We start from the raw sequence: 24692 nt of genomic DNA on the forward strand, positions 1-24692 counted from the left end.
CGCGTGACGCGGAAACGGCACTACTAGAGCGCGTGAATTCCCTTGTAGAGCACGAGCAGGCCGATCACCACGAGAATTCCGGCAACCAAGACGGCGTGCCGGCGTTCCATCCATTCTTTGAGCCGAGCCAGCGTGGGATCCAAACGATCACCGGACACCGCATAGGCCAGGATCGGCAGGGCCACGGTCGCCCCGGCGGCTGCCACGTAGCAGAGCCCGGCAGCCCAGACACCGGGTTGGCCGAGGCCGGCGCTGCCGATCGCCAAACCTGCTGCTGCGCAGATGAAGAGCACTTTCGGGTTGGCCACGGTGAGTACTGCGCCGGTGGCGCCGGCTCGCAGCGGGGTCAGTCTGCTCAGGCCGGTCATCCAGCCTGGCATGTGCTCGGAGGTCTTTCTGGTGGCGAAGCGGTACCCGCCGAGCAGGAGCAGGGCCACACCGATCACGATGCGCAGCCACGACGCCCACGTGGGCGGTTTGTCGAAGCCGCCGAGCAATCCGGAGACGCCGACGAAGATTGCGGTCAGCGCGGCCAGGCCGATCAACCAGCCGGAAAGAAACGCCAGCCCGGTCGGACGGGGCCGGGCGGTGTGCAGCACGAGCACGGCCGGGATGATCGTCAGTGGCGAAAGCGCCACCACCAATGCCAGCGGGATGAGTTCGGTGAGAATCGAACCCCAACCTTGCGTCATGGCGGCCCTCTCCACGCGGTGACAGAGGCAGTATCTGCGCAGAACGTAGCAACGTCGAAGCAGATGGTCACCATCGACCGGCCGTTATGTCCTCGACTGCGTCGGCGGCGTGCCCCGGCCCGCCGTGCGAACGGACCTCGGTGCGGACGGCGTCGAGCGTCGCCCGCACCGTCGGCGAGGTCGCGACGCTGCGCACGGCGTCGCGAATCTGCCTGGCGCTGGGCAGCGGGTCCGACAGGTGACACCCGACGCCGACGGCTTCCAGCCTGGCCGCGTTGGCCGGCTGATCGACGGCCTGCGGGATCGCCACCATCGGCACCCCGAACCACAAAGCCTCAGTGCACGAGCCCATCCCGGCATGGGTGATGAAGCAGTCGGCCTGTGCCAGTACCGCCGGCTGGGGAACCGACGCGCGCAGCTGGACCCATGGCGGGACCGGCCCCACCTCGGCGCGTCCGCACGACAGCACCAGCCGCCAGCCCTGTCCGTCGAGCGCCTCGATGACGTTGCGGTACACGTCGGCTCGGTCGGTGTAGGCCGTGCCGAACGCCAGCAGGGCGAGCGGACCGTCCCCGGCCGGTGGAGTCCAGTCGCCCGGGTCCTCGCGTTGCGGGTCGATGCACGGGCCGACGAATCGGTAGCGGTCGCCGACCCGGTCGGCGTGGCGCTGCATCACCCGCGGGATCAACGCCAGACACCGCCGCGGCGCGCCCGTCACCTCGTCGAACGTCAAGCCCGTTCCGGAATCGGTGAGCCAGCTGTCGAACGCCTGCCGGTAGGCCAGGCCGTCGGGACTGTTCAAGATCGGGCCCAGGATGTCGGCCATGTCGTCGTGATAGCCCGCCCAGGCCACCTCGCTCGGGGACAGCTGCGCCGCCGGGACGCCCCACTGTGCTGCTGCCACCGGCCCCGCCATGCCGCCGATGTCGTAGAGCACCAGGTCCGGCCGGTCGTTGTCGAGGGCGGCGTGCACCTGTGGCAGCACATGCACCGCTTCGTCGAGAAAAATTCGCATGCCGGCCACGGCGTCGTTCTCATCGAAGCTCTCCGGCGCACCGGGGGCTCCGGGCAGCACCGAGGTGCAGGCGATCACGTCGGCCCCGGTGGGCCGGGCCAGATCGGCCAGGTGAGCACCGACCAGGTAACTCACCCGGTGGCCGCGGCGTGCCAGCTCGTGGACGACGGCCAGATGTGGGTACATATGGCTGGGGGCGGACGCGGCGACTACGGCGATGTGGGAGGCGGGGTGCACGTGTTCGAGTCTGCCGGGGAAAAATAATCAAAGTTGAGCGGAACAGACTCAACCTTGACTACGTTGAACATCACGACAAGCATTTTCTCTATCGAAAAAGGGAGGTGTCGTGGACTCGTTCAACCCGACGACCAAGACTCAGGCGGCGCTGACCTCAGCGTTGCAGGCGGCAAGTTCTGCCGGCAACCCGGAGATCCGGCCCGCTCACTTATTGATGGCACTGCTCACTCAGAACGAGGGCATTGCCGCACCCCTGCTCGAGGCCGTCGGCGTGGACCCCGCGACGATCCGGACCGAGGCGCAGCGGTTGCTCGACCAGCTGCCCAGCGCCAGTGGCGCCAGCAGCCAACCTCAGCTGAGTAGGGAATCGCTCGCCGCGATCACCACGGCCCAGCACCTGGCCACCGAGATGGACGACGAGTACGTCTCCACCGAGCACCTGATGGTGGGCCTGGCCACTGGCAGTTCTGAGGTGGCCAAGCTGCTCACCGGACACGGTGCATCTCCGCAGGCGCTGCGCGACGCGTTCACCAAGGTGCGCGGCAGCGCCCGGGTGACCAGTGCCGACCCCGAGGGCAGCTACCAGGCGTTGGAGAAGTACTCCACCGACCTGACCGCCGCCGCCCGCGAGGGCAAGCTCGATCCGGTTATCGGTCGCGACAACGAGATTCGTCGCGTCGTGCAGGTGCTGAGCCGCCGCACCAAGAACAACCCGGTGCTCATCGGTGAGCCCGGCGTCGGCAAGACCGCGATCGTCGAGGGCCTGGCCCAGCGCATCGTGGCCGGCGACGTGCCCGAAAGCCTGCGGGACAAGACCGTCATCAGCCTCGACCTGGGCTCGATGGTGGCCGGCGCCAAGTACCGCGGTGAATTCGAGGAGCGGCTCAAGGCCGTGCTCGACGAGATCAAGGACTCGGCCGGCCAGGTCATCACGTTCATCGACGAGCTGCACACCATCGTGGGTGCCGGTGCCACCGGTGAATCCGCGATGGACGCCGGCAACATGATCAAGCCGATGCTGGCCCGCGGTGAGCTGCGCCTCGTCGGCGCGACCACGCTCGACGAGTACCGCAAGTACATCGAGAAGGACGCCGCGCTGGAGCGCCGATTCCAGCAGGTGCTGGTCGGCGAACCGTCCGTGGAGGACACCGTCGGCATCCTGCGTGGTCTCAAGGACCGCTACGAGGTGCACCACGGTGTGCGCATCACCGACTCGGCGCTGGTGGCCGCGGCCAGCCTGTCCGACCGCTACATCACCAGCCGGTTCCTGCCGGACAAGGCCATCGACCTGGTCGATGAGGCCGCGTCGCGGCTGCGGATGGAGATCGACTCGCGCCCCGTCGAGATCGACGAGGTCGAGCGGTTGGTCCGCCGTCTTGAGATCGAGGAGATGGCGCTCGAGAAGGAGGAGGACGACGCCTCCAAGGAGCGGCTGGAGAAGCTGCGCGACGAGTTGGCTGATTTACGAGAGAAACTGGCGAAGTTGACGCTGAGATGGCAGAACGAGAAGGGCGCCATCGACGTGGTCCGCGAGCTCAAGGAGCAGCTGGACACGCTGCGCGGTGAGGCCGACCGCGCCGAGCGCGACGGCGACCTGGCCAAGGCTGCCGAGCTGCGCTACGGACGCATCCCTGAGGTGGAGAAGAAGCTCGACGCCGCCCTGCCGGTGGCCGAGGCTCGTGAGAACGTGATGCTCAAGGAAGAGGTCGGTCCCGACGACATCGCCGAGGTGGTCGAGGCGTGGACCGGCATCCCGGCCGGCCGCATGCTCGAAGGCGAGACCGCCAAGCTGCTGCGCATGGAGGAGGAGCTGGGCAAGCGCGTCATCGGCCAGAAGAAGGCCGTCACCGCCGTCTCCGATGCGGTGCGCCGTTCGCGCGCCGGTGTTGCCGATCCCAACCGGCCGACGGGTTCGTTCATGTTCCTGGGCCCGACCGGTGTCGGTAAGACCGAGCTGGCAAAAGCCTTGGCGGAGTTCCTGTTCGACGACGAGCGCGCCATGGTCCGCATCGACATGAGCGAGTACGGCGAGAAGCACTCGGTGGCTCGGCTGGTCGGTGCGCCCCCGGGATACATCGGCTATGACCAGGGTGGTCAGCTGACCGAGGCGGTGCGGCGGCGTCCGTACACGGTGGTGCTGTTCGACGAGATCGAGAAGGCCCACCCGGACGTGTTCGACGTGCTGCTGCAGGTGCTCGACGAGGGCCGGCTGACCGACGGCCAGGGCCGTACGGTCGACTTCCGCAACACGATCCTGATCCTGACCTCCAACCTGGGTGCCGGTGGTACCGAGGAACAGGTGATGGCCGCGGTGCGGGCGGCGTTCAAACCGGAATTCATCAACCGGTTGGACGACGTGATCCTGTTCGACGCGCTGAATCCCGAGGAGCTGGTGTCGATCGTCGACATCCAGCTGCAACAGCTGCAGAAGCGGCTGGCGCAGCGCCGGCTCACCCTCGAGGTGTCGCTACCGGCCAAGACGTGGCTGGCCGAGCGTGGTTTCGACCCGCTCTACGGTGCCCGCCCGCTGCGCCGCCTGGTGCAGCAGGCCATCGGTGACCAGCTGGCCAAGATGCTGCTGGCCGGCCAGGTGCACGACGGCGACGTGGTGCCGGTCAACGTCAGCGCCGACGGCGAAGGCCTGGTCCTGGGCTGACGCCCAGTTGCCGCGAAACGGCATTCCAGCAGGGAAAGTTCGAGAGGACGCCTGCTGGAATGCCGTTTCGGCGCTAAAGCGTTAAAGGGCGAACCGGCCGGCGAAGCCACGCAGCGGCACGTCGGCGCTTGTCAACAACCCCGGCGGGGCCGCCACGACCGACGCGATGGCGTTGAGGGCTGGCAGCCCGGTCACGGTCATGCCGATCGAGGCGAATGAGTCCGGATCGGACAGGTCCACACCGGGTTTCGGGAAGATCATGTGCTTGTTGTAGACACACGGATCGCCCTTGATCTGAGTGATGTAGCAGCCCTTGATGTCCCAGCTCGGGTCGGTGTGCGGAGTCATCTGCCATTCCAGATGGGTCTCGACGCGCGGTACGCCGTCGACCATGCCCTGGTACTTGATGTAGTTGCCGCCCAGCGATCCCTTCGGCAGGGTGTACCAGCCCAGGTCGACATCCTTGGTGCAGGCACCCAGCTCGTAGCTGAACTTGACCTCGTCGAGTTCGAGTCCGAAGCAGTCGGCCATCATCAGCACGCTGTCGGCGAACACCTCGGTGTACTTGCGCAGCTTGCCGGGGATCGACGGGTCGTCGACGGGCAGGCCGTAGCCGACCTCGATCCAGGTGTCCTTGCTGTGATGGCATGACACGTCGACGGATTCGATGGTGGTGACGTTTTCGATCTCGGCGACGTCGGCCGAGCACACCACGCCGAGGATCTGGTTGAGGCCCGGGTTCATGCCGGTGCCGTAGAACGTCGACCCACCCTTGGCGCAGGCCTCGGCCAGCAGCTGCGACACCGGCTTGCCCGACGGGTGCGGATGGTTGGTGTCGCGGTGCCAACCGGTGATCCAGTCCGCGGTGGTGACGATGTTGATGCCGGCCTCAAGGACTTTCACGTAGAGGTCCTCGTCGGGGAACACGCCATGAAAGGTCAGCACGTCGGGACGAGCGGCGATGATCTCGTCGATCGAGCCTGTCGCCGTCACCCCGATCGGATCGATCCCGGCGATCTCTCCAGCATCGCGGCCCACCTTTTCCGGTGTGTAGCAATGCAATCCGACCAGTTCGAGATCGGGGCGCTTGCCGATGCGTTTGATCATCTCGGTGCCGACGTTGCCGGTCGCCACCTGGAAAACGCGGATCTTCTCGGTCATGTGAAATCGGCCTCTCGTCCTGAGGTTGAATTGGCGGCTCCGCCACCAGAAGCCAGGTCTGCGGCACTACCGCCCAGACCGTCCGGATAGAACTGCATGGCCCACTTACGGATTGCGGTGAAGCCTTCGTATTCGGCGGTGGCCAGCGCCGGGGGATCGGAGTAGCGCTGGTGTGACCAGATGTGGATGTCCTGGGTGAACTGCCGGATCACCTCGTCGCCGAACTCGGTGGCGCGCTGGGCCGCCCGGGGGCTGTCCTTGCCGGGGGTCCGCCCGATGTAGACCATGAACCGGACGTCGGAGGTGGCCTCGTCGACGGGGGTGACCGCGGAGATGGTGCGGTTGTCGATCATGCCCCAGCTCTTGGTCACCGCGATGCCGAGTCCGCCGTTGATCGCCTCGACGCCGCTGCGCACATCGTCGATCGACTGCTGATCGGAGCCCTCGAAGGTGATCGTGAAATCCACGTAGGAGATCGGCGCGGCGAAGTCGTGACGGGTGAACACCGGCACGATCGGGGTTTGGTGCACGAATTTGAAGTGCGCGAAGTCGACGCCGTTCTCCAGCACGTACTGCGGATGCAGCTCGAGCCCTCCGCGGAACAGCCGTTGCTGGGGGTAGTAGTCCGCGGCGCTGCTGCCGTCGGCGAACGACGCGAACACGTCCGGCGCGTCGAAGAACGGCTCCCGCCCGTCGATGTCGTGCCAGATGTAGATGGCCTCGTTGCGTTCGACGACGGGGTAGGTGCGCATCCGGCGGCCGCGGTTGGGCCGGTCCTGATAGGGGATGCAGACGTTGCGCCCCTCGGTGTTCCACTGCCAGCCGTGGAACGGGCATTGGATGACCTCGCCCACGACATGCCCGCCGAATCCCAGATGGGCGCCGAGGTGTTCGCAGTAGGCGTTCATCACGGTCACCTGGCCGGTTTCCGATCGCCAGGCGACCATCTCCTCGCCGAAGTACTTCATGGCGTGCACGGCACCGACGGAAACGTCGTCCGACCAGGCGACCTGGAACCATCCCGTCGGTTTCATCGACAACGGTGGTTTGGCCATGAGGCGAATCGTAGGAGGATCTGTGAAACTTTGGAAGAGGGTTCTGTGAAAACGGGGTAATCTCTCGGGGGTGACCGAGACCGAGGCGAGCGCGCGCCGCACCAACCGGCGCGGCGAAGCCACCCGGGAGAGCATGCTGGAGGCCGCCCGCAAGGCGCTGGCCACCGGTGACCCGGGGGCGGTCTCGGCCAACCGGATCGCCAAGGACATCGGTGCCACCTGGGGCGCCGTGAAATACCAATTCGGCGACATCGACGGATTCTGGGCGGCGGTCCTGCACCGCACCGCCGAACGGCGCGCGGGCATGTTCAGCCACCACGACAGCGCTGCGTCGTTGCGCCAGCGCGTCGCCGCGATCATCGACCTGCTCTACGACGGGCTGACGGCCGGCGATTCGCGGGCGATCGAGAATCTGCGCGCCGCGCTGCCGCGGGATCCCGCCGAACTGGAACGTCTCTACCCGAAGACCGCGGCCGAACTGTCGTCCTGGGGCCAGGGCTGGCTGCAGACCTGCCAGCAGGCCTTCGCCGACCTCGGCGTCGACCCCGAGCGGGTGCGCGAGGTTGCCGCGTTCATCCCCGGGGCGATGCGCGGCATCACCTCCGAGCGGCAACTGGGCAGTTTCATCGACCTCGACGTGGCCCGGCGCGGACTGACCAACGCGATCGTCGCGTACCTCGAGGACCCCCGCTTGCGGCGTCCTGATCACCAGTAATCGGGTTGTGACCTCACAAGGCTGGGGCATTCCCGCGGTCAACAAGTAGGCTATGGCCGATGGTCCCGCTCTGGTTCACGCTGTCCGCACTCTGTTTCGTGGGTGCGGCGGTGCTGCTGTACGTCGACATCGACCGTCGGCGTGGGTTGGGACGGCGCCGCAAGTCGTGGGCGAAGTCGCATGGATTCGACTACGAGCATGAGTCGCACGAGATCCTCAAGCGCTGGAAGCGCGGGGTGATGTCGACGATCGGTGACGTCGCGGCCAAGAACGTCGTCCTCGGCCAGATCCGTGGCGAGGCGGTGTTCATCTTTGACATCGAAGAGGTGGCGACGGTGATCGCGCTGCACCGCAAGGTCGGCACGAACGTCGTCGTCGATCTGCGACTCAAGGGCATCAAGGAGCCCCGCGAGAGCGACATCTGGCTGCTCGGCGCCATCGGCCCGCGGATGGTGTACTCCACCAACCTCGACGCCGCCCGTCGCGCCTGCGACCGCCGGATGGTCACGTTCGCCCACACCGCTCCCGATTGCGCCGAGATCATGTGGAACGAGCAGAACTGGACGCTCGTCGCCATGCCGGTCACCAGTACCCGCGCGCAATGGGACGAAGGGCTGCGCACCGTGCGTCAGTTCAACGATCTGCTGCGGGTGCTGCCCCCGGTTTCGCAGAACGGCGTGGCACCGCAGTCCGGTCAGGGCAGCCAGGCCGCGCTGGCCCGTCGCGCCGGCTCACCCAGCCGCCCGCTCGCGCCGACCCCGGCCGGGCGCCGGGAACTGCCGCCGGGGCGCGCTGACGCGATGCCGGGCCGCGGTGACGTGGGCCGCTACACCCAGCCACGTCAGGAACCAGGCCGCCCGGACGTCATCCGGCGCACTCCGCCGCCGGCCCGCAACGGACGTCACGCTCCGCATTACCAGCGCTGAAGGCCGTGGGAGAACGCAGAACAGAACTGTGCCGGTGCGGGCGCTGATCGCGCTGGTGACGGCGGTACTCGTGCTCGTCACCGCAGGCTGCACGTCCGACGACCCGCAACGTACCTATGAGGCATCGACCGCCGCGCTGGGCGACTCGCTGGACATTCTCGGCTGGCATCTCAAGGTCTCGAATCTGCGGTTCGACGCCGAGCAGGTGCTGATCGACGTCGAGGGCTCGGCGTCGGGCGAGAGCCATGCCAAACCCGAGGATCTGCGGTTCGGTCTGTACGGCGCGCTGGCGCATCCGATCGAGGCCGACGCCCTGCACGGTTGCGATGACCTGACCGATCTCGGGTTGCGGCCGCTGTCCGCGCCGTCACCGGGCAAGCTCACGGGCACCGTCTGCCTGGGGCCGCTGCGGGAACAGAACCAGGTGCGCGGAGTGTATGTGTACTCGCCGCGGGAGCGTATTCCGAAGACCACGGTCGCCTACCCGGCGGCGTTCCCGGTCGGGTTGCTGCCCACCAACGTCGACGAGACCGGGGTGACCGTCAAATCCACCAGCGTCGACGCGTTCAGCGCCGACGGTGCACAGCTGTCGCCGGCCGCGCTCGGTGCCCCAGATGCGTTCACCGGCAAGGGCTACATGCTGCTCGGCCTCGAAATCGACGGTGCGGCACAGCGTTACGCGGACGATGCGGCGGCCCGCGGTGGTCCGTTGATGGTGGTGGCCGCCCCCACGCTGCCCCCGCCGGGCCTCAGCCACGCCTGCGCGGTGTACGGCTCGTCGGTGCTGATCATGCCGGAGGCCTCGCGCGATGCCGTCAACGTCCGGGCCTCGCTGTGCACCCAGGGTGAGATGAACGCCGCGCTGCTGTATGCGTCGGTGTCGGTGATCGGTACCCATGCGGCGCTGTGGACCACCGGTGGTTGAGACCGCCGGCCCGACCGAGTGGGGCGAGTCCCCGGGGGTGGGGCCCTGGGCGGGGCCGCTGCCCACCGGCGCGGACGCCGGGCGTTATGACCCCGACCTGCTGCGCGACGGGGATACCCGCAATGTCGTTGACGCCTACCGGTACTGGACCCGCGAGGCGATCATCGCCGATATCGACACGCGCCGGCACCGGCTGCACATCGCGATCGAGAACTTCGGCAACGACGCCAACATCGGTGCGGTGGTGCGTACCGCGAACGCCTTCGCCGTCGACACTGTGCACATCGTCGGGCGGCGCCGCTGGAATCGGCGGGGCGCCATGGTCACCGACCGCTATCAGCGGCTGCGTCACCACGACACCACGGCCGAATTGCTGTCTTTCGCGGCGGAATCCGGGCTGACGGTGGTGGCGGTGGACAACGTCCCCGGCGCGGTGCGGCTCGAAGAGACCGAGCTGCCGCGTGATTGCCTGTTGGTGTTCGGTCAGGAGGGGCCGGGCATCACGCCCGAGGCGCAGGCCGGTGCGGCCGTCACGGTGTCCATCGCCCAGTTCGGATCGACCCGCAGTATCAACGCCGGGGTTGCTGCCGGAATCGCCATGCATGCCTGGATCGCCCGACATGCCGACATTTCGGAGGCCTGGTAAGGCAGGATCGTAAGCATGGATCAGCTATGGGCCAACCGTGCGGCCAGCGCCGAAGCTGCGATCACCCAACGTCATCTGACCAAACTGTGGCGTCTGCCGGGCACCCAGCTCGGGGTGACGGCCTGGCCGGCAACCAAGAAATACCGGCAGTTCGGCACCTGGCACTACTGGTGGCAGGCGCACCTGCTGGACTGTCTCGTCGACGCACAGGTACGTGACCCGCAGCCCGAACGCAAGACCCGCATCGAACGGCAGATCCGGGCACATTGGCTGCGCAACAACCTGTCGTGGGTCAACAACTACTACGACGACATGGCCTGGCTGGCGTTGGCGCTGGAGCGGGCCGGACGGCTCGTCGACGTCGAGAAGGCCCATGCACTCAAGAAGCTGTGCACCCAGTTCGTCAATGCCTGGGTGCCCGAGGACGGCGGCGGTATCCCGTGGCGCAAACAGGACCAGTTCTTCAACGCCCCGGCCAACGGGCCGGCCGGGATCTTCCTGGCCCGCTATGACGACCGGCTGCGCCGCGCCCAGCAGATGGCCGACTGGATCGACGACACCCTGATCGACCCGGAGACGCATCTGGTGTTTGACGGCATCAAGGCCGGTTCGATGGTGCGCGCGCAATACACCTACTGCCAGGGCGTGGTGCTCGGGCTGGAGGTCGAGCTCGCAGTGCGCACCCAGGACACCCGGCACGCCGAACGGGTGCGCCGGCTGGTAGCCGCCGTCGACAAAGAGATGGCGCCCGGCGGTGTCATCAACGGCGCCGGCGGGGGCGACGGCGGATTGTTCAACGGCATCACCGCGCGGTACCTGGCGCTCGTGGCCAACACCTTGCCGGGCTCCACCGCCGAGGATGACGCGGCGCGTGCGACGGCCCGGACCATCGTGCTCAAATCCGCCGAGTCCGCGTGGACGAACCGCCAGACCGTCGATGGGCTGCCGCTGTTCAGTGCGTTCTGGGATCGCGCCGCCGAGATCCCCACCGCCACCGGCAAGGAAGCCCAGTTCGTCGAGGGCGCGGTCAACGCCTCGGCCATCCCCGAGCGTGATCTGTCCGTCCAGGTGTCGGGTTGGATGTTGATGGAGGCCGCGCACACCGTGGCCGCGGACGAGGACTAGCCAAGGAGCCGGTGTTGACGCAAGAGCCGCGAGCCCATATCGATTTCCCCAGCCGGATCGGAGTGTGGTGGGCCAGTGAAACCTGGTCGATGCCCGCCGCGCAGGAGGTTGCCCGTGAGATCGAGGCGCTCGGCTTCGGTTCGCTGTTCCTGCCCGAGGTGACGGGTAAGGAGTGCCTGACGCAGTCGGCGGCCTTCCTCGCCGCGACGCAGCGGCTGGTGATCGGCACCGGCATCGCCAACATCCACGTCCGGGTGCCGAGTGCCGCCGAGACCGGGGCCCGCACGCTCACCGCGCTGCATCCGGGCCGGTTCGTGCTGGGGCTCGGGGTCAGCCACGGACCGTTGGTCGAGCACGGTCTGGGCGGGGTGTACCAGAAGCCGCTGGCCACGATGCGCGATTACCTGGACCGGATGGCCGCGGTGCCCGAGCAGATCGAACCGGGAGTCGGCCGGCCACCTCGGCTGCTGGCCGCGCTGGGCCCGAAGATGATCGAGTTGTCGGGCACGCACGCCGACGGCGCCCACCCTTATCTGGTGACGCCGGAACAGACCCGGGTCACCCGCGACATCCTCGGCCCGGACAAATGGATCGTCTCGGAGCAGGCGGTGGCCATCGGATCCACCGACGAGGACCAGCTCCGCCGTGCCCACGCGCACCTGGACGTGTACAGCGGTCTGCCGAATTACCGGAATTCGTGGCTGCGTCAGGGTTTTGACGAGTCCGATTTGGTCCGTGGCGGGTCGGACCGGCTGGCCCGCGGTGTGGTGGGGATGGGATCGGTCGACAGTGCGGCCAAGGCTGTGACGGCGCATCTGGACGCCGGTGCCGACCACGTGGTGCTGCAGGTGCTCGGCGACAACCCGATGGCTGATCCGCGGCCGGCGCTGCGCGAACTCGCCGGCGCGCTCGGGCTGGGGTAGCCGCTCAACTCCACAGCGTCACATGCACTTTCGGTCGGAACCGGGCAACCCCCACGCCGGTGCCGCGGATCATGGCCTGGGTGCAGCGCGGGGTGGTGATGAACCGGACCAGCTCCGAGACGGCGGGCTGGCGTGCGGCCGGGGGCAGCGTCCAGGCCGACCATTCGCCGGCGACCTGCAGGCTGGGGCCCTTGATCTGGGCGAGCCGTCCGCTGCTCAGATCCTTGGCCACCGCGAAGCCGATGGTCGGCGTCACCCCGCCGACGCGCTGTACCTCGTCGAGTGCGGCGGCGTCGCTCTGGAAGATGCGTTGCCGGGCTTCGGGAATCGCCAGGTGCTGCAGCATCGCCGCGATCTCACCGTCGGTACTGCCGCCTGACGGGCCGAGCAGCCACTGCTGTTCGCGCAGCAGCGCCGGGGTGGGCGTGCGGGCGGCCAAGGGGCTGTCGGGTGTGGTGACCGTGATGATCTGGTATTTCAGAAAGGATCGGACGGCCAGCCCGTGACCGTTGTCCGCCGGGGCGGGTCCGAGCGCGATATCGACTGCGCGCGAGGTGATCAGGTGGGCGAATTGGCCGGCCGGGTGCACGCTGAGTTCGACGGACAGGTCGTCGGCGCGCGACGAGAACAGCTCGATGAGGCCCGGTGCGGCGTGCTCGGCGAATGCGCTCGACGCGGCGATGCGCAGTAACCGCCTGCCGTGCGCGGCCTCGGTCACCTCGATCGCGGTCTGCTGCTGCAGGCCGAGGATCTCGACGGCCCGGCTGGCCAGCCGTAGTCCGCCCGGGGTGAAGGCCAGGCCGGCCGCGGTGCGGGTGAACAGTGGATCGTCGAGTTCTTTGCGCAGTTGGGCGACGTGCATGGAGATCCCGGCGTCGGACATACCGAGCTCCTCGGCTGCGGCCCGCACCGAGCCCAGCCGCACCACCGCCGAAAACGCACGCAGCTGCGCGGGTGTCACGACTAACAGATTGGCATAGATTGATCGGCGTGAGAGATGTGCTGAGCACCTTGTTAGCGGTGTGGCGCGCCGGCGGCACCGCCGGCGTGGGGACCGTGGTGCGCACATTCCGGTCGGCGCCTCGGCCCGCGGGCGCGGCGATGGTGGTGGCCCCCGACGGTACGGTCGCCGGGTCGGTGTCGGGTGGCTGCGTCGAGGGTGCGGTGTACGAACTGGCGACCGAGGTGATGGCCAGTGGTGTCCCGGTGCTGCAGCGCTACGGCGTCAGCGATGACGCCGCCTTCGAGGTGGGCCTGACGTGTGGCGGCATCCTCGATGTGTTCGTGGAACCGGTGTCGCAGCAGACGTTTCGGCAATTGGATGCCGTCGCCGACGACATCGAGGCGCACCGGCCGGTCGCGGTGGCCACCGTCATCGCCCATCCGGATTCGTCGTGGATCGGCAGGCGTCTGGTGGTACATGGCGCCGACGCGGGCGACACGGCCGGCGCAATCGGGTCTGCGCGGGCCGACGCGGCCGTGGCTGACGATGCCCGCGGCCTGCTGGCGGCCGGCCGCAGCGAGGTGCTGACGTACGGCCCCGACGGGCAACGCCGAGGCGAAGGCATGCAGGTGTTCGTGGCCGGCCACGCGCCGCGGCCGCGGATGCTGGTTTTCGGTGCGATCGATTTCGCGGCCGCCGTCGCGCAACAGGGCACGTTCCTGGGCTACCGGGTCACGGTCTGCGATGCACGTCCGGTGTTCGCCACCACGGCCCGGTTCCCGACGGCCGACGAGGTGGTGGTGGATTGGCCGCACCGCTACCTGGCGGCGCAGGTCGAGGCCGGCGCGATCGATGCCCGCACGGTGATCTGTGTGCTGACGCATGACCCGAAGTTCGATGTGCCGCTGTTGGAGGTGGCGCTGCGGCTGCCCGAGGTGGCCTACATCGGGGCGATGGGGTCGCGGCGCACCCACGAGGACCGGATGGCGCGGTTGCGGGAGGCGGGGATGACCACCCTTGAGCTGGGTCGGCTGTCCAGCCCGATCGGCTTGGACCTGGGCGGGCGCACGCCCGAGGAGACGGCGGTGTCCATCGCCGCCGAGATCATCGCCCAGCGGTGGGGCGGGCGCGGGCAGCCGTTGACCCAGACCGACGGCCGCATCCACCACGAGTTAAGCGATCACTTAACTGGTTGTTGACGCCGCCGCCGATCAGGTGTGAGCTGGCTCACATGCAGGTTCCGGGCCCTTTCGAATATGAGCGCGCCACCAGCGTCGACCACGCGGTCGGACTGCTGGACCGGTTGGGTGAGGACGCCAGGATCGTCGCCGGCGGGCACAGCCTGCTGCCGATGATGAAGCTGCGCATCGCCAACCCCGAATATCTCGTCGACATCAACGACCTGGCCCTCGAGTTGGGCTACATCTCTGTTTCGGACGTCAGCTCCCCACTCCTGGTGCGGATCGGTGCGATGGCCCGGCACCGCCAGGTGCTGGAGTCGGACCGGCTGGCGGCGGTGTGCCCCATCTTCCGGGACGCGGAACGGGTGATCGCCGACCCCGTGGTGCGGAACCGGGGCACGCTCGGTGGCTCACTGTGCCAGGCCGACCCGGCCGAGGACCTGACCACCGTGTGCCGGGTGCTGGGGGCAACGTGTCTGGCGCGCGGTCCGTCGGGGGAGCGGGAGATCCCCATCGATGAATTTCTGACCGGCCCTTACGAGACTGCGCTGGCCCACAACGAGATGCTGATCGAAGTGCGCATTCCGCTGCGCCATCGGACCTCCAGCGCCTACGCGAAAGTGGAACGCCGGGTGGGGGATTGGGCGGTGACCGCGGCCGGCGCCCAGGTGACGCTGTCCGCGGATTCGGAAGGCGCCGAGATCGCGGCGGCGCGGATCGGTCTCACCGCGGTGAACGCCGACCCGGGCGCACTGCGTGCGGTGTCGGATTCGCTGGTGGGGCGCCCGGCCCGGGAGGAGACCTTCATCGAGGCGGGCGCGGCCGCCGCGCAGGCCTGTGAGCCGGTCAGCGATATGCGGGGCAGCGCCGACTACAAACGCCACCTGGCCTCCGAACTGACCATCCGCACTCTGCGCACCGCGGTAGAAAGGGCATGACCCATGCAGGTCAACATGACGGTCAACGGTGACGCGGTGAGCGCCGAGATCGAGCCGCGGATGCTGCTGGTGCACTTCCTGCGCGACCACCTGGGTTTGACCGGAACACATTGGGGCTGTGACACCTCCAACTGCGGCACCTGTGTCGTCGACGTCGACGGCGAACCGGTGAAGTCCTGCACCATGCTGGCCGCGATGGCGTCCGGGCATGCGATCCGCACCGTCGAGGGGATGGAGGTCGATGGCCACCTGGACCCGGTGCAGGAGGGATTCATGCAGTGCCACGGACTGCAGTGCGGGTTCTGCACGCCGGGCATGATGATCACCGCCCGAGCGCTGCTGGACCGTAACCCGGACCCGAGCGAAGACGAGATCCGCGAGGCCATCTCGGGTCAGATCTGCCGCTGCACCGGCTACACCACGATCGTGCGATCGGTGTTGTGGGCGGCGCGGCACATCCGCGAGTCGGCTGCGGATGAGGAGGTCACGGCATGACGACGCTGGAGAACCCGGTCGACCGGCCCGAGGACACCGCGGTCAACGACGAGAAGCCGTGTGGCCACGGCCGGATGCTGCGCAAGGAGGATCCCCGGTTCATCCGGGGCCGAGGCCACTATGTCGACGATGTGAAACTGCCCGGCATGCTGCATCTGGCGATCCTGCGTTCGCCGTATGCACACGCCAGGATCGCCGGTATCGATGTGACTGCCGCACAGGCACATCCGAAGGTCAAGGCCGTGGTCACCGGTGCCGACCTGGCGGACAAGGGGCTGGCCTGGATGCCCACGCTGTCGGGCGACGTGCAGGCGGTGCTGGCCACCGACAAGGTGCGGTTCCAGGGCCAGGAGGTGGCATTCGTCGTCGCCGAGGACCGCTATTCGGCCCGGGATGCCCTGGAACTCATCGACGTCGACTATGACCCGCTGGACCCGGTCATCGACGCCCGCCACGCGCTGGATGCAGACGCGCCGGTGATCCGCACGGATCTGGAGGGCAAGACCGACAACCACTGCTTCGATTGGGAGACCGGGGATGCCGCGGCCACGGACGCCGCGTTCGCCAGGGCCGACGTGGTCCTCAGGCAGGAGATGGTCTATCCCCGTGTGCATCCCGCGCCGATGGAAACCTGTGGCGCGGTGGCCGATCTGGATCCGGTGTCGGGCAAGTTGACGCTGTGGTGCACGTCGCAGGCCCCGCACGCGCACCGCACGCTCTACGCGCTGGTGGCCGGGCTGCCCGAGCACAAGATCCGGGTGATCTCGCCGGACATCGGTGGCGGATTCGGTAACAAGGTGCCGATCTATCCCGGCTACGTGTGCGCGATCGTCGGTTCGCTGGTGTTGGGCAAGCCGGTGAAGTGGATGGAGGACCGCAGCGAAAACCTCACCAGCACAGGGTTTGCCCGCGACTACATCATGGTCGGGGAGATCGCCGCGAGCGCCGACGGCAAGATCCTGGCGATCCGGTCCAACGTGCTGGCCGACCACGGTGCCTTCAACGGCACGGCAGCGCCGGTGAAGTACCCGGCCGGTTTCTTCGGGGTGTTCACCGGCAGCTACGACATCGAGGCCGCGTACTGCCACATGACCGCCGTGTACACGAACAAGGCGCCCGGCGGCGTGGCCTACGCCTGCTCGTTCCGCATCACCGAGGCGGTGTACTTCGTCGAGCGCCTGGTCGATTGCCTGGCCTACGAGATGAAGCTGGATCCGGCCGAGCTGCGGCTGCGAAATCTGCTGAAACCAGAGCAGTTCCCGTACAAGTCCAAGACCGGCTGGGTGTACGACTCCGGTGAGTACGAGAAGACCATGCGGCTGGCCATGCAGATGATCGACTACGACGGCCTGCGCGCCGAGCAGCGCGAGAAGCGGGAACGCGGCGAGCTGATGGGCATCGGGATGTCGTTCTTCACCGAGGCGGTGGGCGCCGGCCCCCGCAAGGACATGGACATCCTCGGCCTGGGCATGGCCGACGGGTGCGAACTGCGGGTGCATCCCACCGGAAAAGCCGTGGTGCGGTTGAGTGTTCAGACCCAGGGCCAAGGCCATGAGACGACATTCGCGCAGATCGTCGCCGAGGAGCTCGGGATCCCGCCCGAGGACATCGATGTGGTGCACGGCGACACCGACCAGACCCCGTTCGGCCTGGGCACCTACGGAAGCCGCTCCACACCGGTATCGGGTGCGGCGGCGGCGCTGGTGGCGCGAAAGGTTCGGGACAAGGCCAAGATCATCGCGTCGGGCATGCTGGAGGCTTCGGTCGCCGACCTGGAATGGGACAAGGGCAGCTTCCACGTCAAAGGTGACCCGACCGCGTCGGTGACCATCGCCGACATCGCGATGCGGGCCCACGGCGCCGGTGATCTGCCGGACGGGATCGAGGGCGGGCTGGACGCCCAGATCTGTTACAACCCGGAGAATCTCACCTATCCCTATGGTGCGTATTTCTGCGTCGTCGACATCGATCCGGGCACCGCCGTGGTCAAGGTGCGCCGCTTCCTGGCGGTCGACGACTGCGGCACCCGGATCAACCCGATGATCATCGAGGGGCAGGTACACGGCGGCCTGGTCGACGGCATCGGCATGGCGCTGATGGAGATGATCGCCTTCGACGAGGACGGCAACTGTCTGGGCGGATCGTTGATGGACTACCTGATCCCCACCGCGATGGAGGTGCCGCACTTCGAAACCGGTCACACCGTCACCCCGTCACCGCACCACCCGATCGGCGCGAAGGGCATCGGCGAGTCCGCGACGGTGGGCTCACCGCCGGCTGTCGTCAATGCCGTGGTGGATGCCCTGGCGCCGTTCGGGGTTCGGCACGCCGACATGCCGCTCACCCCGTCACGGGTGTGGGAGGCCATGCAGGGCAGGGCCAGGCCCCCGATCTAGAGGAGCTTCGATGACTCTCGGTGAGCGCGCAGCGCAACTGCGTCGGGCCCGCACCCCGTTCGTGCACGCCACGGTGGTGCGCGCACAGCAGCCCACCTCCGTACATCCGGGGGACGAGGCAATCCTGTTGGCCGACGGCACAATCGAGGGGTTCGTCGGAGGACATTGCGCGCAGAACTCGGTCCGCAAGGCAGCACTGGGGGCATTGCAGGTGGGCAAGAGCGTGCTGCTGCGGGTACTGCCCGACGGGGACGTGCATTTCCCGGAAGCGCCGGGCGCGTGCGTGGTGGTCAACCCGTGTCTGTCCGGCGGTGCCCTGGAGATCTTCCTGGCGCCCGAGGTGCCCGCACCGCTGGTGCAGATCGCCGGTGGCACGCCGATCGCCGACGCGATGGTCGAGCTGTGCGGAATCCTCGGCTACGAGGTGCGACGCCTCGATAGCGACACACCGGCCGACCTGGCCGACACCACGGCGGTGGTGATCGCGAGCCTGGGCGGCGTGGAGGCCGAGATGATCCGGGCCGCACTGGAGGCCGGCGTCGGCTACGTCGGTCTCGTCGCCAGTCGGGTGCGAGGTGCCGCGATCCTTGACGGGCTCGGTCTTTCGGAAGCCGAGCGCGCCAGGGTACACACCCCGGTCGGGCTGCCCATCGGCGCGCAGACCCCGGCCGAGATCGCGGTCTCGATCATGGCCGAGGTGATCGAACGCATCAGGCTCGGCGGCCTCGACCAGCACTGCGCGGCACATGGACACTGATCCAGTCTTCCGCGGTGTCGAGGATGTGGTGCGACGGTTCGATGCCTGCGACTACCTGCTCGACGACGGCACCGCCACCGCCATCTACCTTGCCGTCACCCTGGGCCGCCCGTTGCTGCTGGAGGGTGAGCCCGGCGTGGGCAAGACCACGGCAGCCAAAACCCTTGCCGCCGTGCTCGACACGCCGCTGGTGCGGCTGCAGTGCTATGAAGGTCTGACGGCGAGCGAGGCACTCTACGATTGGAACTACCAGCGCCAGCTGCTGTCCATCCGGCTGTCCGAGGCGCACGGCGGCGAGCGGGCCGGGCAACTCGACGAGGCGCACCTCTACACCGAGGCCTACCTCATCGACCGGCCCATCCTGCAGTGCGTGCGGCACCGTGGACCACGGCCACCGGTGCTCCTGGTCGACGAAATCGACCGGGCCGATGACGAATTCGAAGCGCTACTGCTGGAGTTCCTCGGCGAGGCCGCGGTCACCGTCCCTGAACTCGGTACCTTCGTCGCCCAGCGACCGCCGATCGTGGTGTTGACGTCCAACCGCAGCCGCGATCTGCACGACGCCCTGCGTCGGCGCTGCCTGTACCACTGGATCGAGTACCCGCAGCGCGAACGGGCCGTCGCGATCGTCCGCCGCACGGTGCCGGGCGCCACCGCACCGCTCATCGAGCGCGCCACCCAATTCGTGGGTACGGCAAGGGATCTCGACCTCGACAAGGCGCCCGGAATCGCCGAGATCATCGACTGGGTGGCGGCCCTGGTGGCACTGGGTGTGGCGGACCTGGTCGACCCTGCCGCGCTGGAAACCCTCGGAGCCCTGGCCAAGACACCCGACGACACCGCCCAGCTCCGTGACGCCCTGCTGGAACTGAAAGGAAGTCCCTTATGAAGATCGCCAACGAGTTCACCGTCAGCGTGCCCGTCGAGCAGGCCTGGGACGTGCTCACCGATCTCGAACAGGTGGTCCCGCTGATGCCCGGAGCGCAGCTGACCGGGCGTGACGGCGAGGACACGTTGGGCAAGGTGAAGGTGAAGGTGGGGCCGGTCACCAGCGAGTTCAACGGCAAAGTTCATTTCGTCGAACAGAACCGCGAGGAGCACCGCGCCGTGATCGACGCGAAGGGCAAGGAGGCCCGCGGCACGGGCAACGCGGCCGCCACCGTGACCGCTCGGCTGCACGACGCCGGGCCGGTCACCCGCGTCACCGTCGACACCGACCTCAAGGTGGTGGGCAAGCTCGCCCAGTTCGGCAGCAGCATGCTGCAGGACGTGTCGGAGAAACTGCTCGGCGAGTTCGTCGAGTCGTTGGAGGCCAAGCTCGCCACCGGCGCGGCTCCGGCTTCGCCGGCCGCTCCCCAGGGCGTTCCGCCGGCCGAACCGGAACCGATTGACCTGATCTCCCTGGCCGGCGGCAGCGCCCTGAAAAAATACGGGCCGCGCGTCGCGGGGGCGTTCCTGTTGGCGGCGCTGGTGTTCACGATCGGGCGGTTACGGATCGCGCGTGCCCGCAGATGACCGCACCGGTTCTGCTGCGCGGGGTAGATCTCGCGGCGTTCGCCGTGGCCCTGGTCGACCGGCTCCGTGCGGGTGGGGTGACGGTATCGGCGGTCGGCCCCGCGACGTTGGTGCAGGCGATGCGCGAGCTGGCACCGGCCGACCGCGCTCGGTTGTACTGGACGGCGCGGCTCTCACTCGTCACCCGTGTCGAAGACCTGCCTGCCTTCGACGCCGTGTTCGAGGCGGTGTTCGCCGATGCCGTCATCGGTCTGGACCCGCCCGGTCTCAAGCGGTCGGCGCTGGCGTCGACCGTGCCGTCCGGCACCACGACCACAGCCGGGCCGGTCAGCACCGGTGATCTGCCCTGGACGACGCGCCCCGCGGTTGTCTCCGGGGCCACCGGGACGCCCGACGGTGCCTTTCTGCCCGATCTCGCGCCCAGTTGGCTGGCCGGGCGCACCGACGAGCCGTTCGATCGGTTCGACGCCGACGAGCTGAGGCAGCTCGGAGTCTGGCTGGAAAACGCGCAGGCCCGCTGGCCGCACCGACGCTCGCTGCGCCGGCGGCGCCACCCCGCCGGGCGGCGCGTCGATCTGAGGGAGACCATCAGGGCCTCCCGGACCACCGGCTGGGAGCCGCTGCAGGTGGCCAGGACCCGCGCCCGCACCGACCCCCGGCGAGTCGTTCTGGTGTGTGACGTCAGCGGTTCGATGCAGCCCTACGCGGCGGTGTATCTGCATTTGATGCGGGCGACGGCACTGCGCCGGACCGGACGGCGTCCCGAGGTGTTCGCCTTCGCCACCCGGCTCACCCGCCTGACCGCGGTGCTTGCCCACCGCTCGGCGGAGCTGGCGTTGGCCCGGGCCAACGAGAAGGTCGACGATCGCTACGGCGGTACCCGGCTGGCCGGCTCGATCGGCGCGTTGCTGGGTGGGCCGCACGGGCACGCGCTGCGGGGTGCGGTGGTGCTGATCGCCTCTGACGGTTGGGATTCGGACCCGCCGGAGTTGCTGCGTCGGGTGATGGTCCGGTTGCGCCGCCGGGCGCACCTGGTGGTCTGGCTCAACCCACGCGCGGCGGCACCGGGATACGTGCCGTTGGCCGGATCGATGGCAGCCGCGTTACCGCTGTGCGATCAGTTTCTCCCGGCTCACACGCTCACCGGCCTGCGCGCGGTGTTCGAGACGATCGCCGGTGATTAGGCCTGCTGCTCGGTGGCGCCCTTGGCGGCGCGACGGCGCTTGAACCATTCCCAGAACATCGGGGTGACCGAGGCCAGCACGATCAGGATGAAGATCGGCTCGAGCAGCTTCTGGATGATCTCGAACTGCCCCAGCCAGTAGCCGAGCAGCACGAGGCCGACACCCCACACGACCGCACCGAGAACGTTGAACGTCGTGAACACCGAGTAGCGCATCTTGGCGGCGCCGGCCACGATCGGGGCCAGGGTCCGCACGATCGGCACGAACCGGGCGATGACGATGGCGAACGGGCCGCGCTGCTCGAAGAATCCATGCGCCTCGTCCAGGTATTTCTGCTTGAGGAACCGGGCGTCGGGTTTGAACATCTCGACACCGATGAAACGGCCGATGAGGTATCCGGCCTGGCCCCCGAGGATCGCTGCGACCGGGATGAACACCAGCAGCTGCCACAGCTGGAAGTTGGCGTCCACCGCCGTCCCCTCCGCGGCGGTCCCCGCGGCCAGCATGCCAGCCACGAACAACAGCGAGTCACCGGGCAGGACCGGGAACAGCACGCCCGACTCGACGAAGACGACGATCAGGATGCCCAGCAGAGCCAAGGTGCCGAAGGACCCGATGAGGTGCACTGGGTCCATGAAATCCGGCATGAGTGCCAGATTGGTCGTAACCTCGGGGAGGGCGGTGTCGATCACGACTCCCAAGGGTACCTGGGCAGTGCTGCCGGTATTCACCTGCGATAACCCGCATCCAGACGGAAGGAATCGCCATGCCGATCGCCACGCCCGAGGTGTATGCCGAGATGCTGGGCCGGGCCAAGGAGCATTCCTTCGCGTTCCCGGCCATCAACTGCACGTCGTCGGAGACGATCAACGCCGCCATCAAGGGCTTCGCCGAAGCGGGTAGCGACGGCATCATCCAGTTCTCGACCGGCGGGGCCGAGTTCGCCTCGGGGCTGGGCGTCAAGGACATGGTGACCGGTGCCGTCGCCCTGGCCGAGTTCGCCCACGTGATCGCCGCGAAGTACCCGGTCACCGTGGCCCTGCACACCGACCACTGTCCGAAGGACAAACTCGACACCTATGTGCGGCCGCTGCTGGCGATCTCGCGTGAGCGGGTCGCGGCCGGACGCAATCCGCTGTTCCAATCGCACATGTGGGACGGCTCGGCGGTGCCGATCGACGAGAACCTCACCATCGCCCAGGAGCTGCTGCGGGCCGCCGCGGCCGCGAAGATCGTGCTGGAGGTGGAGATCGGCGTCGTCGGCGGGGAAGAGGACGGCGTCGAGGCCGAGATCAACGACAAGCTCTACACCAGTTCCGACGATTTCGAGAAGACCATCGACGCGTTGGGTGCCGGTGAGCAGGGTGCCTATCTCCTGGCCGCGACGTTCGGCAACGTGCACGGCGTGTACAAGCCGGGCAACGTGGTGCTGCGTCCCGAGGTGCTGGCCGAAGGGCAACGGGTGGCCGCCGCCAAGCTCGGATTACCGGACGACGCAAAGCCTTTCGACTTCGTCTTCCACGGTGGCTCGGGCTCGCTGAAGTCCGAGATCGAGGACTCCCTCAAATACGGCGTGGTGAAGATGAACGTCGACACCGACACCCAGTACGCCTTCACCCGGCCGGTGGCCGCGCACATGTTCACCAATTACGACGGTGTGTTGAAGGTGGACGGAGAAGTCGGCGACAAAAAGGTCTACGACCCGCGCAGCTACCTGAAGAAGGCCGAGGCCTCGATGACCGAGCGCGTCATCGAGGCCTGCAACGACCTACACAGCGCCGGGCGCAGCGTCACCGGCGGCTAGCCGGCCATGCGCCCGAATCCGAGGATGCCCGCGATCTCGTCGTCATCGAGGGTGTGCACCCGGATGCCTCCCTCCTCGTTGCCGCCCACCGTCGTGATCGTGGTGCCGTCCACGGCCACAACGAAATTCGTGTGCAACCCGAGCGGGCTGCCTTCGGCGTACATCACCACGTCACCGACTTGCGGGTGGTAGCCGCCGGGCTCGATGAACCGTCCACTGGCCTGGTAGTACTCCTGCAGCGTGTACACGCCCGGGATGCGCCAGTGTCCGGAATTGGGGTTGGCCAGCGGCTGGCCCGCCTCGTTCAGCACCCAGCTGACGAAGTCGGCGCACCACGGCTCCTCGACGTCCTCGGAGAAATGGCTGCCGCCGGGCTGGGCGTCGTACTGCGCCTGTAGGACCTCGATGATGCGGGCCTGGGCCGGCTCGAGAGCAGCGCGGTCGATCGCGGGGAAGGGCGTGGGTCGGGTCAGGACGTGTTGATCGCGAATGAGCACGGTGGCCAGCCCGACCACGATCACCGCGCCGAGTGCGCACAATGTCAACCACACCTTGGGGGTCGACCAGAGCTTGGGTGCGCGCAGGGTCACCCGGTCAGGCTAGCCGGTGGGGGCCTGGCAGATCTTCCACTGGTTGTCGCGGAACTGCAGGTCGAAGCTGCGGGTGGACCGGGTTTGCGGGGCGAAGGCCATGAAGCTCGTCACGTTGGCCTCGGCGTGATCGCCGTTGACCACGACCTGGTCGATGCTGGCGACCACCGGGTACTGCTTGGCTGCTTCGACCCGGGCATGGGTTTCGTCCCAGGCCTGCTGGTCGTACTTGACGTAGTTGTCCCGGGTGCTGCCGCAGGTGATCGACCGCAGGGCGGCCAGATCGCCGCGCTGGATGGCGGAGTCGAAGTCCTCGATGGTCGCTTTGACCTGGTCCTCCTGGGAGCTCGACGAGGAGGAGTCCCGGGTCAGCAGAACGGTGCCGAGCACCGCGATCGCCACCAGCGCGGCGATCACCAGTAGGACCGCGATCACCCAGCCCCAGCTACGGCGGGCGGTGGTCGGCGGCGTCTCGTCCGATTCCTCACGCGGTGGGATCACCTGTGGAGCAGCACCTTTCGGTACCTCCGCAGCGACGGTGTCGCCGTCGGCCGGTGGGGCGAAGACCTCGGTCTCGGGGTCCGGCGGGGTGTCGATCTTCTGCGTCGAGTCGTCAAACCCCGACGGCGCGGTGAAGCGCCGCTCCTCATCGAGGTGCACGGCCTCGGTGACCTCATCGCGTGAGCCGATGATCTCGGTGGCCGGGTCGGTCAGCTCCGACAGCTCGACCTTCTCGGTAGGTGTGTTGTCCTCGTCCCGTCCCGTTGGGTTCGACATCCCTGCTGCGGTCCTCCCGTACGTCGGTACCGGTGG

General features: G+C 67.9%; 24 protein-coding genes. 16 read left to right on the forward strand and 8 right to left on the reverse strand.

The features are described 5' to 3' along the window. Positions 1–23 precede the first annotated feature (23 nt). Together FR943_RS02565 and FR943_RS02570 are read right to left on the reverse strand one after the other, a co-directional pair. Positions 24–692: a GAP family protein gene (locus FR943_RS02565; RefSeq protein WP_217154695.1), complete on the reverse strand. Its 669-nt coding sequence runs from the start codon at positions 690–692 to the stop codon at positions 24–26. A 67-nt stretch (positions 693–759) separates the two neighbouring features. Beyond that, positions 760–1944, reverse strand: coding sequence for a macrolide family glycosyltransferase (locus FR943_RS02570; RefSeq protein ID WP_308170428.1), 1185 nt, complete (start codon positions 1942–1944; stop codon positions 760–762). A gap of 109 nt (positions 1945–2053) precedes the next feature. Between FR943_RS02570 and clpB the strand changes: the two genes are divergently transcribed. Further along, positions 2054–4600: an ATP-dependent chaperone ClpB gene (gene clpB / locus FR943_RS02575; RefSeq protein ID WP_217154696.1), complete on the forward strand. Its 2547-nt coding sequence runs from the start codon at positions 2054–2056 to the stop codon at positions 4598–4600. Positions 4601–4681: 81 nt separating this feature from the next. On the opposite strand, the gene FR943_RS02580 is transcribed toward clpB, so the two are convergent. Next, complete coding sequence (locus FR943_RS02580; RefSeq protein WP_217154697.1) at positions 4682–5761, reverse strand: NAD(P)H-dependent amine dehydrogenase family protein; 1080 nt, start codon at positions 5759–5761, stop codon at positions 4682–4684. Beyond that, the gene (locus FR943_RS02585) at positions 5758–6816 is read right to left on the reverse strand and encodes an aromatic ring-hydroxylating dioxygenase subunit alpha (protein WP_217154698.1); all 1059 of its coding nucleotides are present in this window, start codon (positions 6814–6816) and stop codon (positions 5758–5760) included. The genes FR943_RS02580 and FR943_RS02585 overlap by 4 nt, the downstream gene beginning before the upstream one ends. Positions 6817–6949: 133 nt before the next feature. Here FR943_RS02585 and FR943_RS02590 point away from each other — a divergent pair, with 133 nt between their 5' ends. From FR943_RS02590 to FR943_RS02615, 6 genes are read left to right on the forward strand one after another with little or no spacing between them, the layout of a single operon-like run. After that, entirely contained in the window at positions 6950–7531 is a 582-nt protein-coding gene (locus FR943_RS02590) for a TetR/AcrR family transcriptional regulator (RefSeq protein ID WP_218045214.1), read from the forward strand. A gap of 59 nt (positions 7532–7590) precedes the next feature. Next, a complete protein-coding gene (gene ttfA, locus FR943_RS02595; RefSeq protein ID WP_217154700.1) occupies positions 7591–8457 on the forward strand; it encodes a trehalose monomycolate transport factor TtfA in 867 nt (288 codons plus the stop codon). Between the two features lie 34 nt (positions 8458–8491). Continuing rightward, a complete protein-coding gene (locus tag FR943_RS02600) occupies positions 8492–9382 on the forward strand; it encodes a hypothetical protein (RefSeq protein ID WP_217154701.1) in 891 nt (296 codons plus the stop codon). Then, the gene (locus FR943_RS02605) at positions 9375–10028 is read left to right on the forward strand and encodes a TrmH family RNA methyltransferase (RefSeq protein ID WP_217154702.1); all 654 of its coding nucleotides are present in this window, start codon (positions 9375–9377) and stop codon (positions 10026–10028) included. The genes FR943_RS02600 and FR943_RS02605 overlap by 8 nt, the downstream gene beginning before the upstream one ends. Before the next feature lie 15 nt (positions 10029–10043). Beyond that, a complete protein-coding gene (locus FR943_RS02610; protein WP_217154703.1) occupies positions 10044–11153 on the forward strand; it encodes a glycoside hydrolase family 76 protein in 1110 nt (369 codons plus the stop codon). A gap of 14 nt (positions 11154–11167) precedes the next feature. Then, positions 11168–12076 carry an LLM class F420-dependent oxidoreductase gene (locus FR943_RS02615; protein ID WP_217154704.1) on the forward strand — a complete coding sequence of 303 codons (909 nt, stop codon included), beginning with the start codon at positions 11168–11170 and terminating at the stop codon, positions 12074–12076. 4 nt (positions 12077–12080) lie between these two features. Here FR943_RS02615 and FR943_RS02620 read toward each other — a convergent pair whose 3' ends face one another. Further along, the gene (locus tag FR943_RS02620; RefSeq protein ID WP_217154705.1) at positions 12081–13037 is read right to left on the reverse strand and encodes a LysR family transcriptional regulator; all 957 of its coding nucleotides are present in this window, start codon (positions 13035–13037) and stop codon (positions 12081–12083) included. 29 nt (positions 13038–13066) lie between these two features. Between FR943_RS02620 and FR943_RS02625 the strand changes: the two genes are divergently transcribed. From FR943_RS02625 to FR943_RS02660, 8 genes are read left to right on the forward strand one after another with little or no spacing between them, the layout of a single operon-like run. Next, positions 13067–14218: an XdhC family protein gene (locus FR943_RS02625; RefSeq protein ID WP_217154706.1), complete on the forward strand. Its 1152-nt coding sequence runs from the start codon at positions 13067–13069 to the stop codon at positions 14216–14218. Between the two features lie 32 nt (positions 14219–14250). Further along, positions 14251–15138 carry an FAD binding domain-containing protein gene (locus tag FR943_RS02630; RefSeq protein WP_217154707.1) on the forward strand — a complete coding sequence of 296 codons (888 nt, stop codon included), beginning with the start codon at positions 14251–14253 and terminating at the stop codon, positions 15136–15138. 3 nt (positions 15139–15141) lie between these two features. Then, the gene (locus tag FR943_RS02635; RefSeq protein ID WP_217154708.1) at positions 15142–15633 is read left to right on the forward strand and encodes a (2Fe-2S)-binding protein; all 492 of its coding nucleotides are present in this window, start codon (positions 15142–15144) and stop codon (positions 15631–15633) included. Next, the gene (locus FR943_RS02640) at positions 15630–18029 is read left to right on the forward strand and encodes an aerobic carbon-monoxide dehydrogenase large subunit (protein ID WP_217154709.1); all 2400 of its coding nucleotides are present in this window, start codon (positions 15630–15632) and stop codon (positions 18027–18029) included. The genes FR943_RS02635 and FR943_RS02640 overlap by 4 nt, the downstream gene beginning before the upstream one ends. A 10-nt stretch (positions 18030–18039) precedes the next feature. Next, complete coding sequence (locus FR943_RS02645; RefSeq protein ID WP_217154710.1) at positions 18040–18786, forward strand: XdhC family protein; 747 nt, start codon at positions 18040–18042, stop codon at positions 18784–18786. Further along, complete coding sequence (locus FR943_RS02650; RefSeq protein ID WP_217154711.1) at positions 18776–19675, forward strand: AAA family ATPase; 900 nt, start codon at positions 18776–18778, stop codon at positions 19673–19675. Before FR943_RS02645 ends, FR943_RS02650 begins: the two co-directional genes overlap by 11 nt. Further along, complete coding sequence (locus tag FR943_RS02655; RefSeq protein WP_217154712.1) at positions 19672–20301, forward strand: SRPBCC family protein; 630 nt, start codon at positions 19672–19674, stop codon at positions 20299–20301. Before FR943_RS02650 ends, FR943_RS02655 begins: the two co-directional genes overlap by 4 nt. Next, positions 20298–21485, forward strand: a complete 1188-nt coding sequence (locus FR943_RS02660) for a vWA domain-containing protein (protein WP_217154713.1) — start codon at positions 20298–20300, stop codon at positions 21483–21485. Before FR943_RS02655 ends, FR943_RS02660 begins: the two co-directional genes overlap by 4 nt. On the opposite strand, the gene FR943_RS02665 is transcribed toward FR943_RS02660, so the two are convergent. Next, positions 21482–22132 carry a DedA family protein gene (locus FR943_RS02665; RefSeq protein WP_217154774.1) on the reverse strand — a complete coding sequence of 217 codons (651 nt, stop codon included), beginning with the start codon at positions 22130–22132 and terminating at the stop codon, positions 21482–21484. The genes FR943_RS02660 and FR943_RS02665 overlap by 4 nt on opposite strands. Positions 22133–22251: 119 nt before the next feature. Between FR943_RS02665 and fbaA the strand changes: the two genes are divergently transcribed. Further along, a complete protein-coding gene (fbaA, locus tag FR943_RS02670; RefSeq protein ID WP_217154714.1) occupies positions 22252–23289 on the forward strand; it encodes a class II fructose-bisphosphate aldolase in 1038 nt (345 codons plus the stop codon). Here fbaA and FR943_RS02675 read toward each other — a convergent pair. Both FR943_RS02675 and FR943_RS02680 read right to left on the reverse strand, forming a co-directional pair. After that, positions 23286–23879, reverse strand: coding sequence for a CHAP domain-containing protein (locus tag FR943_RS02675; protein WP_372448060.1), 594 nt, complete (start codon positions 23877–23879; stop codon positions 23286–23288). The two genes, fbaA and FR943_RS02675, sit on opposite strands and share 4 nt — an antisense overlap. A 9-nt stretch (positions 23880–23888) precedes the next feature. Next, on the reverse strand, positions 23889–24656 hold the full coding sequence (locus tag FR943_RS02680) for an Rv0361 family membrane protein (protein WP_217154715.1): 768 nt from the start codon (positions 24654–24656) through the stop codon (positions 23889–23891). Between the last annotated feature and the right edge of the window lie 36 nt (positions 24657–24692).

It is taken from the genome of [Mycobacterium] fortunisiensis (assembly GCF_019050325.1).
Classification (GTDB): Bacteria; Actinomycetota; Actinomycetes; order Mycobacteriales; family Mycobacteriaceae; genus Mycobacterium; species Mycobacterium fortunisiensis.

Bases quoted from the DNA above. Each gene is read 5' to 3' on its own strand.
- ttfA (WP_217154700.1), top strand. From the start codon at position 7,591: ATGGTCCCGCTCTGGTTCACGCTGTCCGCACTCTGTTTCGTGGGTGCG.
- FR943_RS02610 (WP_217154703.1), top strand. From the start codon at position 10,044: ATGGATCAGCTATGGGCCAACCGTGCGGCCAGCGCCGAAGCTGCGATC.
- fbaA (WP_217154714.1), top strand. From the start codon at position 22,252: ATGCCGATCGCCACGCCCGAGGTGTATGCCGAGATGCTGGGCCGGGCC.
- FR943_RS02680 (WP_217154715.1), bottom strand. From the start codon at position 24,656: ATGTCGAACCCAACGGGACGGGACGAGGACAACACACCTACCGAGAAG.
- FR943_RS02650 (WP_217154711.1), top strand. From the start codon at position 18,776: ATGGACACTGATCCAGTCTTCCGCGGTGTCGAGGATGTGGTGCGACGG.
- FR943_RS02580 (WP_217154697.1), bottom strand. From the start codon at position 5,761: ATGACCGAGAAGATCCGCGTTTTCCAGGTGGCGACCGGCAACGTCGGC.
- FR943_RS02565 (WP_217154695.1), bottom strand. From the start codon at position 692: ATGACGCAAGGTTGGGGTTCGATTCTCACCGAACTCATCCCGCTGGCA.
- FR943_RS02640 (WP_217154709.1), top strand. From the start codon at position 15,630: ATGACGACGCTGGAGAACCCGGTCGACCGGCCCGAGGACACCGCGGTC.
- FR943_RS02660 (WP_217154713.1), top strand. From the start codon at position 20,298: ATGACCGCACCGGTTCTGCTGCGCGGGGTAGATCTCGCGGCGTTCGCC.
- FR943_RS02645 (WP_217154710.1), top strand. From the start codon at position 18,040: ATGACTCTCGGTGAGCGCGCAGCGCAACTGCGTCGGGCCCGCACCCCG.
- FR943_RS02630 (WP_217154707.1), top strand. From the start codon at position 14,251: ATGCAGGTTCCGGGCCCTTTCGAATATGAGCGCGCCACCAGCGTCGAC.
- FR943_RS02655 (WP_217154712.1), top strand. From the start codon at position 19,672: ATGAAGATCGCCAACGAGTTCACCGTCAGCGTGCCCGTCGAGCAGGCC.
- FR943_RS02665 (WP_217154774.1), bottom strand. From the start codon at position 22,132: ATGCCGGATTTCATGGACCCAGTGCACCTCATCGGGTCCTTCGGCACC.
- FR943_RS02590 (WP_218045214.1), top strand. From the start codon at position 6,950: ATGCTGGAGGCCGCCCGCAAGGCGCTGGCCACCGGTGACCCGGGGGCG.
- FR943_RS02585 (WP_217154698.1), bottom strand. From the start codon at position 6,816: ATGGCCAAACCACCGTTGTCGATGAAACCGACGGGATGGTTCCAGGTC.
- FR943_RS02635 (WP_217154708.1), top strand. From the start codon at position 15,142: ATGCAGGTCAACATGACGGTCAACGGTGACGCGGTGAGCGCCGAGATC.